Source organism: Nocardia sp. NPDC059764 (assembly GCF_042732555.1).
GTDB lineage: Bacteria > Actinomycetota > Actinomycetes > Mycobacteriales > Mycobacteriaceae > Nocardia.
The window spans coordinates 66,685-77,674 of the sequence record NZ_JBHWHH010000009.1 but is presented as its reverse complement, the minus strand read 5'-3'; the positions used below and the strand labels follow the sequence as shown (position 1 = coordinate 77,674).

Genomic DNA, 10,990 nt, shown 5'->3' with positions numbered 1-10,990 from the left:
AGTGCGCGGCGCGCGCGGCGGCCAGGATCGCGGCGATCGCCGGGTCGCCCGCCGCGACCTCGGCGAACGCCGCCGCGAGGGTGTCCTCGTAGGTGGTGCGGGCCTCACGATAGCGGTCGCGCCCGGCGTCGGCGAGCACGGTGTACACCCCGCGCTTGTCGTCGGGACACAGGTCGCGGTAGGTGAAGTCGGCCGCGTTCAGGCGGCCGACCAGCCGGGTCACCGAGCTCTGGTTCAGGCCCAGCTTGTCGGCGAGTTCCTGCATGCGCAGTTCGCTGTCGGGGGCCTGATCAAGGAAGCTCAGCGCCCTGTACTCCGACAATCCGAGCCCGTGGCGGCGTTGCAGGGCCGTCGCGAGGCGGCTTTCCACCTGTGCGTGCAGGATCAGCATGCGGTTCCAGAGTTGGGCGTCCGCACCGGTTTTCACGCTCTTCGCCTGCGACGGCATCGACTCACTCCTCGATCTGACGATGGCCGGACGAGATGTCGGCCACCGGGGCTTGACACAAGTTTACATGTACATGCATGCTCTTCTTCGCGAGCATTTACTTGCACGTACATACAATCACATGAAGGGGTGCAGCTCCCATGGCTTGGGTCTATCTGCTGATCGCGTCCGTATTCGAGATCGTCTTCGCGCTGGCGACCAACGCCACCCACGGGTTCACCGTGCTGGGCCCGTCCCTGCTCACGGCCGCGGCCGCCGCGGGCGGGATCTTCTTCCTCGGCCTGGCCCTGAAATCCCTCGATGTCGGTGTCGGCTACACGGTGTGGACCGGCATCGGGTCGGTCGGCACCGTGCTGTTCGGGGCGGTGGTGTTCGGCGAGCAGTTCACCCTCGCCAAGGTCCTGGCCTTCGTGCTCATCATCGGCGGCGTCCTGGGGTTGAAGATCGCCGACAAGCTCACCGGCGCTCCCGCCTGATTCCGACGACTCACGTTCCCGTTCCACCCTTTTCGAGGAGAACCGTCATGTCCTGGGTATACCTGCTCATCGCCGCCGTCTTCGAGGTCGCCTTCGCCCTCGGCACCAATGCCACCAAGGGGTTCACCCGCCTCTGGCCGTCGGTGTTCACCCTGGCCGCCGCGGCGGCGGGAATCTACACGCTCAGTCTCGCCCTGCGCACCCTCGATGTCGGGGTCGGGTACACGATCTGGACGGGCCTCGGCTCGATCGGCACCGTCGTCCTGGGCGCGCTGATCTACAACGAGAAGATCAACGCGCCCAAGGTGATCGCGTTCGGGTCCATCATCGCCGGGGCGCTCGTGCTGCGGCTGGCCGCCTGACCTACCCGAGCAGGTAGGCCGGGGTGCTCGGCGGGCCGGACTTGGTCACGAACTCGTGGCGCAGGCGGTGGAACGGCGAGGCGGGATCGAACACCTCCTCGGTGAGGTGTTCGAGCTCCTCGGAGCGATACGCCGCCAACGGTTTCACCGCCTCGTCGGCCGCGCGGCGGCGCTGCTTCACGCGGATGCGGGCGGGCAGGTCGGGGTCGGCGGCCAGGGCGGCGGCCGCGTGCCGGACCCAGCTGCGGAACTCGGCGGGATCGCCGGGCACCGCGTGATCCACCAGGCCCAGCGCGGCGGCGGCGCGGGCGCCGATCGGGAGCGCCTCTCCGGTCAGGCGATCCGCGCACTCCGCGCCCACCCGGCGGGGCAGGGTGTAGGTCCAGTACTTCGAACCGCGCAGGCCCGACACCCGGTAATGCGGGTTCAGCACCACCGATTCACGGCACCAGACCTCATCGGCGGCCAGGGCCAGCATCACCCCGCCGGCGGCGGCATTACCGGGCAGCGCGGAGATCACGAGCTTGTCGGTGGTGGTGAGGACGGCCTCGACGAGGTCGTTGAAAGCGTTGATATTGCGCCAGGATTCGACGGCCGGATCGGGGGCCGCCTCGATCACATTGAGCTGGATGCCATTACAGAAGAAGTCGCGGGCCGGGCCGAGGACCAGCACCTTCACCGCGCGGGTGCACGCCAGACGGTAGGCCTCGAGCAGGCGTTCACACTGGCGGGTGCTCAGAGCGCCACCGGCATAGGTGAATCCGAGGTAGCCGACCTCGTCGTATTCGTAGTAGCGCAGTTCCGACCAGGTGACGCGCACGGCCGCTTCGCAGGGACTCACCGGCACGTCGGGAATATCGGCGAGCAGCTCGGGGCCGAGCACGTCGGTGGCGGGCAGTTTGAACGTGGGCGGGCCGTCGGGATGCGGGTGGGCCCGCAGCTGCGGGATCCACACCGCGCCGTCGACGGTGGCGCGGCAGATCGCGCCGTCGCGGGTGGCGATCACCGTCCCCGGAACGCCACGCAGCCGGTCCTCCAGATGACCGCCGTAGAGGAAGTACTCGCCGCCGTACAGCTCGTCGAGCACGCCCGGATTCGAGTCGGCGGCACGGAGTTTGCGCAGCACCGTGGTGGTGCTGTCGTGGGCCCAGTCGATGCGGCGGAAGTACTGGGCGTAGCGCGGGTGCGGCGGCGCGGTCACCTCGGTGCGCGAGTCGATCGGTGCGGCGCCGTGCCGTTCGAATCGGTCCAGCGCGCGCAGCAGGGCGGCCACCGCGGCGTCGGCGATCTCGGTCCGGTACAGCTCGCTCTTGGAGCACATGCGCATCGGGAACGATTCCGATGCCCAGACCGGACCCAGGCCGGGCGCGTCACCGGCGCGCTGCACGGTGACGCTCCACGACGCGGCATTGGTGCCGATCGCCCAATCCAGTGACGACGGACCGTGATCGCCCTCCGGTCCCGGCTGCACGACCAGCACCACGTGCCGGGCGCGCAGGTCCGCCGGGACCGGTTCGGCGAGTATGAGCCCGACGATGAGGTCGGGCCCGAAGGCTGCCACCCCGGCCCTGATCGCGTCGTCCCCGAGCGCCAGTTCCACCCCGATGAGATGACCCCGATCGGCCAGCTCGATCCGGATGCGCTGCGTCAGGCTGTCGAAAGCGTCGGCCACGAGCAGGATTCGCATCGGACTTCTCCCCTTGAAACACGGCTCAGCGTTGAGCCAGCTAACTATTTCTATCTAGAAGTAACTGACGAAACAGCGCTTGACAAGTTTCGGGATCAAGCTGTTACCAAAGGAAATTCAGAAAGGAGCACTCTGTCTCTTCTGACATACCGACGCAATCAGGATGGTGCAGCACACAATTGGTTAATACATCAACAGCTGGTCGGAACCGGATCCCCGCGGAAACGCGACTCCACGTAGTTCCAGGCATCCGGGAAACCCGCCACCGCCGTGGTCATGTGCTCGGCGATCTCGAAGGGCCGGAACATCACCGGCGCGCCCGCCTTGCAGTAGCGGTCGGCCACCTCGGCCACCGGATCGAACGACGTCAGCTCGTCGAACCGGCCCTGCCAGAAGTAGGTCGGGGCGACCGGGACGGCGGTGTTGTAGCGCAGGCTGTTCTCACGCAGTACCTCGTGCGCCACCGGGCTGTCCATCAGGCTCTTGGAGGCGGCCATCTGCTCGGCATTGCGGAAGATGCCGTGGAACAGCAGGAAGCGACGGCAGGCGTCGTGGGTGAACTCGCGGAACCACAGGCCGTTCTCATTGAGCTGATCCGAGATCGGCAGGCGGTTCGGGTATTCGCGCTCCAGGCCCATGGCCGCGGCGAAGGCCAGGCCGAAGCCCGGGTGCGGGGCGAAGCCCAGCGACAGCGCCATCTGCTCCAGGTCGGCCGGAATGCCGCCCGCCACCACGGCGTCCAGCTTCAGGTCGGGGGCGTACTCGGGCTGCATGGCCCCGGCCCACGCCGTCGCCATGCCGCCGCCGGAGTACCCCGCCAGCGCCACCGGCGAATTGCCCAGACCCAGCTCGGCGACCTTGCGGACCGCCTTCACGCTGTCCAGGGTCACCATGCCGCTCAGCTTCGCCGCGCCGTAGGCCACGTTCGGGCCCAGGTAGTCCGGCATGGAGATGGCCCAGCCGCGGCCGATCGGCAGCATGGCACCGGCGCCGTCCTGCAGTTCGCCGTTGAACAGTGAGCGCGACGGGTTGCACTGCGAGCCCAGGGAATTGATCAGGGCCTGGTACGAGACCAGCGGCGGGTTCTTGACGCCCTTGGGCATCAGCACCGTGGTCATGCCCAGGATCGGCTGACCCTGCGAATTGGTGGAACGGAAGGCGACCTGCCAGCCGTCGGTGCCCACGTACAGACCCGGATCGATACGCCGGGTGCGGACCACGTCACCGGGCGCGAAACCGCCCAGGTCGGCGGGCGGGCTGTAGAAAGGATCGGGATCCTGTGTGGGATAAAGGGGTTGAGCCGATACGGGGGCGCACACCGACCCTGCGGTCAGGATGCTCAAAGCCAGGACCACCGCCCTGGCGGATCTTGCGAACAACGACGTTCCCTCACACTTCAGCCGTTCGAGTCTCGCGCCCCCGACTGCACGGCGAACGAACGGTCGACCAACAAGCAACGGATTGGCATGCGGCACAGCCGCGCCCATGACCGGAAGAGGACAGACAGCAAGCCTCTCGCGAATCGTCCAGTGACGCTACAGCTAACCTGGGCAAACGTCCAGACATACGAACAAACCAGGCACGAACTGTCAGCGAGCAGCCCCGCTCAGTAGACGATCGAGTCCACCGATCAGGAAGACTACCTGGTCCTCGTATAAGTCCGATAATTCCTGCGCGGGTGGAGGAGTCGTGGCCGGGTGCCAGTCGTCGGCACGACTGAGCGCCTGCAGGAAACCCATGAGCGCAATGGCCCAGCGGGCTTCCAGGCGATCGGGGTCCGAGGCCGGGAAGGCGCGGCGCAGCTGGACGTGCAACTGATCGGGCAGGTCCTGCTCGGCGGTCGCCAGCGCCGGATGCGAGACCAGCGAGAGCTGGGTGACGATCTTGATCCACCGCATGCCGCGAGTCCGGTGCGCCAGCAGCAGGTCCCGATAGGGCTCGGTGACCGCGCGCACCAGCGTCTCCGCGGTCGGCGGCCCCGGGCGCGCCGCCAGCGCGTCGGCATTGGCGCGGATGCGGTCACGCACCGTGGCGCCCAGATCCAGCAGCACCGCGGCGATCAGATCGTCCTTGGTGCCGAAGTGGTAGTTGACCGACGACGGACCCAGACCCGCCGCGGCATTGACCGCGCGCACCGACACCGCGTCCACACCCTGGGCGGCGAACAGGCGCTCGGCGGTCTTCACCAGCCGGGTGCGGGTCGCATTGCCCTGGCGGTTCTGCATCGGGACGGTCACGCCACGAGCTTGGCACATCGGCGCGGCGGGCCCGTCAGCACGGGGTGCACAACTGGATCGACAGACCGATTTCCGGACGCCGAAACCGCCCATTATCGGGGCGCAATCAGTCCTTCCACCTGAGTTTTCGAATCATGTCCACTCACCGGGACGACCACATTTCTGGATCACTTGATCCAGGTTTACTCGGGGAACCGCCCCGGGCGACGAAGCCCGGCGCACTGGGTAAGGAGATCCCGCATGTGGACCGCTGAATCGATGAAGTTCGGGGCGTTCCTGGCCCCCTACCACCCCCTCGACGCCGACCCGGCCCTCCAGCTGCGGCGCGACATCGATCTCATGGAACACCTCGACCACCTCGGCTTCGACGAAGCCTGGATGGGCGAGCACCACTCCACCGGCGCCGAGATCGTGCCCGCGCCCGACGTTTTCATCGCCGCCGCCGCCGAACGCACCGAACGTCTGCGCTTCGGCACCGGCGTCATGTCGCTGCCCTACCACCACCCGCTGGTCACCGTCGACCGCATCACCCAGCTCGACCTGCAGACCCGCGGGCGGCTCATCTTCGGCACCGGACCCGGCAAGATCCCGCTCGACGCGCACATGATGGGCATCAACCCCTCCGACCAGCGCCGCCGCCAGGGCGAGGCCCTGGACGCGATCCTGGCGCTGCTGCGCGGCGAGGTCGTCAATATGACCACCGACTGGTTCACCCTGCGCGACGCGCGCGCCCAGCTGCCCACCTACGATCCGGCCGGGATCGAGGTCGCCACCGCCTCCACCATCTCCCCCAACGGGTCGGTGCTGGCCGGCACGCACGGGCTGTCGCTGCTATCGCTGGCCGCCAGCTCGCCCATGGGATTCGAAGTGCTGGACCGCAATTGGGGCGTCTACGAGAAGGCGTGCGCCGAACACGGGCACGTCGCCGACCGGTCGCGGTGGCGGCTGGTCAACCCGATCTTCCTCGCCGAGACCCGCGAGGAGGCCGAGCGCGCGGTGAGCCGGCGTATCGGATCCATGGCCGCCTACGTGAACCGGCAGACCGGCGAGAACCCGGCCTGGGCCGACACGCCCAAGGGCATCATCGACCAGTGGCGCAATGACAACCTCGGCGAATTCGGGCAGGCCATCATCGGTACGCCCGACGAGGCCATCGAGCGCATCGAGAAGCTGATCGAGAAGACCGGCGGCTTCGGCACCATGCTCGTGCTGCACGTGGACATGGCCGGCTGGGAGGACACCAAGCGCAGCTACGAGCTGTTCGCCTCGGAGGTGATCCCGCACTTCAAGAATCGCAACCGCCGCCGCGAGGACAGCCTGCAGTACGCCGCCGACAACCGAGAACTGCTGATCGGGCAGCTGGTCACCGCGATCAGCAAGGCCCACACCGACTACTACGGCGAATCCGCCGCGACGGGAGCCTGACACCATGCGCGCCACACAGTTTCTGAACGGCGAGTTCACCGCCACCGAGGTGGCCGAGCCGCCCGCCCTCGGACCCGGCCAGCTGCGCATCGCGGTCGCCGCGTGCGGCATCTGCGGCAGCGATCTGTCGATGTCGAAGGATCCCTGCCGATTCGTGCAGGTGGCCACCGACAGCGGGTATCCGCTCGCGACCTTCGACACCGAGCGGCCGGTGGTGCTCGGGCACGAGTACGCCGGGACCGTCAGCGAGATCGGTTCCGGGGTCACCGATTTCGCGGTCGGGGACCGGGTCGCCGGGATCGGGCTGGCCACCGAGACCGCCACCGGGATTCCGACGATCATCGGCTACTCCAACGACTATCACGGGGCGTTCGGCGAGAGCATCGTGGTGGACTCGTGGTGGGTGCGGCACGTGCCCGACGGGTTGTCCCTCGAACACGCCACCTTGGCCGAGCCGCTGCACGTGGGCGAGATGCATGTGCAGCAGTCGGGGCTGACGCCTGAGGACTCGGCGCTGGTGATCGGCTGCGGGACAATCGGACTCGGGGCCATCATCGCGGCCAAGGCGCGCGGGGCGCGGCTGGTGGTCGCCTCCGAGCCCTCGCCCAAGCGCCGCGAGCTGGCGCGGGCGGTCGGCGCGGACATCGTGGTCGATCCGAACGAGCAGGATCCGATCGCGGCCTGGATGGCGGCGGTGGCACAGCAGGATTCGGTGGTGGGCCAGTCGGGCACCGGCATCCTCATCGCCTTCGAATGCAGCGGGCGCGCCGGAATCCTCGGCACACTCATGGGGACCATGCCGTTCAATTCGCGCATCCAGGTGGTGGCCGCGCCGTTCGCGGACGAGCTGATCATTCCGGTGGTGGGCCAGTTCCGGCGGATCGCCATCAATTTCGGGCACGGGCCGTACGAGAACGCCTACGAAATCACCCTGGAGCGATTGGCGTCGGGGCAGATCGACGCCGAGGCGATCATCACCGGCCGGGTCGGGCTCGATGGCGTGGCCGAGGCGTTCACCGCGCTGCGGGACCCCGAGGAGCACGTGAAGATCCTGGTGCTACCGGGCCGCTGAACTGCCGGTTCCGTCCGATCCGGGGTGGAGGGCGCTATGGGTTGAGACCCTCCACACCGGGATTGGCTAACGTCCAGCGATTTCGAGACAAAGCGCCCCGGAGCGGGTCCGCCAGTTCCGCCACGTGACAGGTTATTCTGGCGAAATGTCGGCAAACAATGCTGTTGGGGAGGACGTGGCGACCACGGGCGAGGCCCAGGTGATTGCCCTGTGCAATCAGAAGGGCGGCGTCGGAAAGACCACCTCGACGGTCAATTTAGGTGCCGCGCTTGCCGAGTGCGGGCTGCGGGTGCTGCTGGTCGATCTCGACCCGCAGGGCGCGCTCTCGGCGGCGCTCGGCGTGGCCCACCACAACCTGGAACTGACCGTCTACGACCTATTGAGCCGCAACGCCCCACCCATCGACGATGTCCTGCTCGAGACCGCCGTCACCAATCTGCATCTGCTGCCCAGCAATATCGACCTCTCCGCCGCGGAGATCCAGCTCGTCAACGAAGTCGGCCGCGAACACTCCGTGAGCCGGGTGCTGAACCCCATCCGCGACCGCTACGACTACATCCTCATCGACTGCCAGCCGTCGCTGAGCCTGCTCACCGTGAACGCCCTGGCCTGCGCCGACGGCGTCATCATCCCCATGGAGTGCGAGTTCTTCTCGCTGCGCGGCCTGGCCCTGCTCAACGACACCATGGAAAAGGTGCGCGAACGCCTCAACCCCCGCCTCGAACTGTCGGGCATCGTGGTCACCATGTTCGACTCCCGGCTGCTGCACTCGCGCCAGGTCCTCGACCGCGTCGCCGACACCTTCGGCGAACGCCTCTACGACACCATGATCTCGCGCACCGTCCGCTTCCCCGACTCCACCATCGCCGGTGAACCCCTCACCACCCTGGACCCCAAATCCAAAGGCGCCGAGCAATACCGGGAACTGGCCCGCGAATTCCTCAAGCGCTCCGGCCGAGACCAGGCCCAGGGCTCCCTGTCCTTCACGCAGTAGAACTACCGCGCGACCTCCGACGCCAGTGCGGCGCGGTGGGTTTCGACGGCCTGGCGGGTTTCCTCGGTGACCAGGTCGGCGTTGATGTGGGCGCCTGCCATGGCGCCGGCGGCGGCGGAATTGCCGACCTGGGCGGAGAGGTCGGTGACGTTGCCCGCTGCCCAGACGCCGGGGATCTCGGTGCGGCCGGTGGGGTCGGCGGGGATGTATTCGCCTGCGCCCGAGGGGTGGGGTGTGGGGGTGAGGCCGAGGTCGGTGAGGAAAGCGGCTCGGGCCTTCATGTGGGTGGGGGCGGCGAGGATTTCTCGGGGGATGACGGTGCCGTCGGTGAGGCGGACGCCGGACAGGCGGTCGGCGGTGACTTCGACCGAGGCGATGTCGCCGGGGACTACCCGGATTCCCCTGGCGGCCAGTTGTTCCGATTCCTCTTCGGTGGGCGGGGTGTTGGTGTGGGCGAAGTAGACGATGTCGTCGCTCCACTGGCGGAAGAGCAGGGACAGGTGGACGGCCATGGGGCCCAGGCCCAGCACGCCGATGGGGCGGTCGCGGACCTCCCAGCCGTGGCAGTAGGGGCAGTGGATGACGTCGTGGCCGAAGCGGTCGCGCAGACCCGGAATGGCGGGGAGTTCGTCGACCAGGCCGGTGGTGACGAGCAGGCGGCGGGCCCGCACGGTGCGGGCGGCGGCGAGGATGACGACGAAATCGTCACCGTCCCTGCGGATTCCGGTCACCACACCGGAGACGACGTGGCCGCCGTAGTCGCGGACCTCCGCGCGACCGCGGGTCAGTAGTTCGGCGGGCGGGACGCCCTCGCGGGCGAACAGGCCGTGCACCCGGTCAGCGGGGGCGTTGCGCGGGGCGCCCGCGTCGATCACCGCCACCGTGCGGCGGGCCCGGGCGAGCATGAGGGCTCCGTTCAGGCCCGCGGGTCCCCCGCCTACCACCACCACGTCGTAGCTGTCGTTCAGCTGATCGGTCATTGATGACCACCTCCTGTCTACGACCATGCGGACCGCACGGCCATATCGGCAACCTTCTTTGCCGATATGGCAAACTGGAGTCATGACCGAGGATATCGACGCAGCCCTGGAAGGGGTGGGCCTACGACTCCGTGAGCTGCGCAAACAACGGGAAACCACGCTGGCCGAGCTGTCCACGGAGACGGGGATCTCGGTGAGCACCTTGTCGAGGCTGGAATCCGGGGCGCGGCGGCCCACCCTGGAGCAGCTGCTGCCCTTGGCGCGCGCCCACGGCGTCACCCTCGACGAGCTGGTGAACGCGCCCGACACCGGGGATCCGCGGGTCCACCTGCGACCGATCACGCGCGGCGGGATGCAGATGCTGCCGTTGACCCGGCGGGCGGGCGGGATTCAAGCGTTCAAGATCATCATGGATCCGAGATCCGGTCGCACCGAACCGAATCCGCAGACCCACGAGGGCTACGAGTGGCTCTACGTCCTCAACGGCCGGTTGCGGATGATCCTCGGCGCGCACGACCTCGTATTGGAGCCGGGCGAGGCCGCCGAATTCGACACCCGTGAACCGCACTGGTTCGGCGCGGCCGACGATCGGCCGGTCGAATTTCTCAGCCTGTTCGGCAAACAGGGCGAACGCGCCCACTTCCGCGCCCGCCCGCGCAAGGACTGATCAGGCCAGGACCTGATCAGGCCGGGTAGCGCGGACCGATCAGCGCCAGCGCGGTTTCCACCGCCACCGGAATGATCTCGGTGATGTCGCGCCCGTCCTCCACCATGGAGGCGATGAGCTCACGGAAGCCGCCGTAGAGGATGGTCGCCATCTGATGCGTCGGCGGATGCAGGCCCGCGCCCTGGAATTCCGTTGTGCCGGTCAGGGTTTGGATCAGCGTGATGAACGCGTCCGCGGCGTCGCGCTGCAGGTCCCGGGCCCGCTCCCCCAGCGCCGGGATGTCGCGGATCCAGGCCAGCGTGATGGGAGTGTCCACGCGCGAGGCCCCGATCCACGCCTCGACCGCCTGATGGATCTGGGTGTCCCACGGCGCGGACACGTCCACAGCGGCGTAGATCTGCGCGATGGTGTCGTTGTTGCGTTCGGTCAGCAGCGCCACGAAGCAGTCCTGCTTGTCGTCGAAATGCTCATAGAAGGTGCGTCGCGAGGTCTTGGCCAGGCGCACGATATCGGCGACCGTGGTGTCGCGGTAGCCGCGCTCGCGGATCGCGTCGGCCATCGCATCGAGCAGCCGACGCCGGAAGCCGGACTCGGCGGCGGAGTCGGCGCTGGTGGCGGAGTCGGCGCGGGTCACGAGCATCA

The 10,990-nt window shown here is 68.0% G+C and carries 12 protein-coding genes; 6 read left to right on the top strand and 6 right to left on the bottom strand.

The genetic code is table 11. The features are described 5' to 3' along the window. Window positions 1-448, bottom strand: a 448-nt coding sequence (locus ACFV4K_RS03560) for a MarR family winged helix-turn-helix transcriptional regulator (RefSeq protein WP_379271788.1), incomplete at its 3' end; no start/stop codon positions are given. Between the two features lie 140 nt (window positions 449-588). Here ACFV4K_RS03560 and ACFV4K_RS03555 point away from each other — a divergent pair. Further along, the gene (locus ACFV4K_RS03555; RefSeq protein WP_379271786.1) at window positions 589-924 is read left to right on the top strand and encodes a DMT family transporter; all 336 of its coding nucleotides are present in this window, start codon (window positions 589-591) and stop codon (window positions 922-924) included. A gap of 47 nt (window positions 925-971) precedes the next feature. Continuing rightward, window positions 972-1,286: a DMT family transporter gene (locus tag ACFV4K_RS03550; protein WP_379271784.1), complete on the top strand. Its 315-nt coding sequence runs from the start codon at window positions 972-974 to the stop codon at window positions 1,284-1,286. Window position 1,287: 1 nt separating this feature from the next. On the opposite strand, the gene ACFV4K_RS03545 is transcribed toward ACFV4K_RS03550, so the two are convergent. From ACFV4K_RS03545 to ACFV4K_RS03535, 3 genes are all read right to left on the bottom strand, one after another. Beyond that, window positions 1,288-2,973, bottom strand: a complete 1,686-nt coding sequence (locus ACFV4K_RS03545; protein WP_379271782.1) for an enoyl-CoA hydratase-related protein — start codon at window positions 2,971-2,973, stop codon at window positions 1,288-1,290. A gap of 191 nt (window positions 2,974-3,164) precedes the next feature. Then, window positions 3,165-4,322 carry a lipase family protein gene (locus ACFV4K_RS03540; protein ID WP_379271797.1) on the bottom strand — a complete coding sequence of 386 codons (1,158 nt, stop codon included), beginning with the start codon at window positions 4,320-4,322 and terminating at the stop codon, window positions 3,165-3,167. A gap of 240 nt (window positions 4,323-4,562) precedes the next feature. Then, on the bottom strand, window positions 4,563-5,210 hold the full coding sequence (locus tag ACFV4K_RS03535) for a TetR/AcrR family transcriptional regulator (protein WP_379271780.1): 648 nt from the start codon (window positions 5,208-5,210) through the stop codon (window positions 4,563-4,565). Between the two features lie 240 nt (window positions 5,211-5,450). On the opposite strand from ACFV4K_RS03535, the gene ACFV4K_RS03530 reads away from it, so the two are divergent. From ACFV4K_RS03530 to ACFV4K_RS03520, 3 genes are all read left to right on the top strand, one after another. Next, the gene (locus tag ACFV4K_RS03530; RefSeq protein ID WP_379271778.1) at window positions 5,451-6,635 is read left to right on the top strand and encodes an LLM class flavin-dependent oxidoreductase; all 1,185 of its coding nucleotides are present in this window, start codon (window positions 5,451-5,453) and stop codon (window positions 6,633-6,635) included. Between the two features lie 4 nt (window positions 6,636-6,639). Further along, window positions 6,640-7,707, top strand: a complete 1,068-nt coding sequence (locus tag ACFV4K_RS03525; protein WP_379271777.1) for an alcohol dehydrogenase catalytic domain-containing protein — start codon at window positions 6,640-6,642, stop codon at window positions 7,705-7,707. 145 nt (window positions 7,708-7,852) lie between these two features. Beyond that, the gene (locus ACFV4K_RS03520) at window positions 7,853-8,701 is read left to right on the top strand and encodes a ParA family protein (protein WP_379271775.1); all 849 of its coding nucleotides are present in this window, start codon (window positions 7,853-7,855) and stop codon (window positions 8,699-8,701) included. Window positions 8,702-8,703: 2 nt separating this feature from the next. On the opposite strand, the gene ACFV4K_RS03515 is transcribed toward ACFV4K_RS03520, so the two are convergent. Then, window positions 8,704-9,681, bottom strand: coding sequence for an NAD(P)/FAD-dependent oxidoreductase (locus ACFV4K_RS03515; RefSeq protein WP_379271774.1), 978 nt, complete (start codon window positions 9,679-9,681; stop codon window positions 8,704-8,706). Window positions 9,682-9,763: 82 nt separating this feature from the next. Between ACFV4K_RS03515 and ACFV4K_RS03510 the strand changes: the two genes are divergently transcribed. Next, window positions 9,764-10,348: a helix-turn-helix domain-containing protein gene (locus ACFV4K_RS03510; protein ID WP_379271772.1), complete on the top strand. Its 585-nt coding sequence runs from the start codon at window positions 9,764-9,766 to the stop codon at window positions 10,346-10,348. 16 nt (window positions 10,349-10,364) lie between these two features. On the opposite strand, the gene ACFV4K_RS03505 is transcribed toward ACFV4K_RS03510, so the two are convergent. Further along, a complete protein-coding gene (locus ACFV4K_RS03505; RefSeq protein ID WP_379271771.1) occupies window positions 10,365-10,988 on the bottom strand; it encodes a TetR/AcrR family transcriptional regulator in 624 nt (207 codons plus the stop codon). Window positions 10,989-10,990 lie beyond the last annotated feature (2 nt).

Coding starts and splice junctions, on each gene's coding strand:
- ACFV4K_RS03525 (WP_379271777.1), top strand. CDS start 6,640: ATGCGCGCCACACAGTTTCTGAACGGCGAGTTCACCGCCACCGAGGTG.
- ACFV4K_RS03530 (WP_379271778.1), top strand. CDS start 5,451: ATGTGGACCGCTGAATCGATGAAGTTCGGGGCGTTCCTGGCCCCCTAC.
- ACFV4K_RS03505 (WP_379271771.1), bottom strand. CDS start 10,988: ATGCTCGTGACCCGCGCCGACTCCGCCACCAGCGCCGACTCCGCCGCC.
- ACFV4K_RS03555 (WP_379271786.1), top strand. CDS start 589: ATGGCTTGGGTCTATCTGCTGATCGCGTCCGTATTCGAGATCGTCTTC.
- ACFV4K_RS03550 (WP_379271784.1), top strand. CDS start 972: ATGTCCTGGGTATACCTGCTCATCGCCGCCGTCTTCGAGGTCGCCTTC.
- ACFV4K_RS03520 (WP_379271775.1), top strand. CDS start 7,853: ATGTCGGCAAACAATGCTGTTGGGGAGGACGTGGCGACCACGGGCGAG.
- ACFV4K_RS03515 (WP_379271774.1), bottom strand. CDS start 9,681: ATGACCGATCAGCTGAACGACAGCTACGACGTGGTGGTGGTAGGCGGG.
- ACFV4K_RS03545 (WP_379271782.1), bottom strand. CDS start 2,973: ATGCGAATCCTGCTCGTGGCCGACGCTTTCGACAGCCTGACGCAGCGC.
- ACFV4K_RS03510 (WP_379271772.1), top strand. CDS start 9,764: ATGACCGAGGATATCGACGCAGCCCTGGAAGGGGTGGGCCTACGACTC.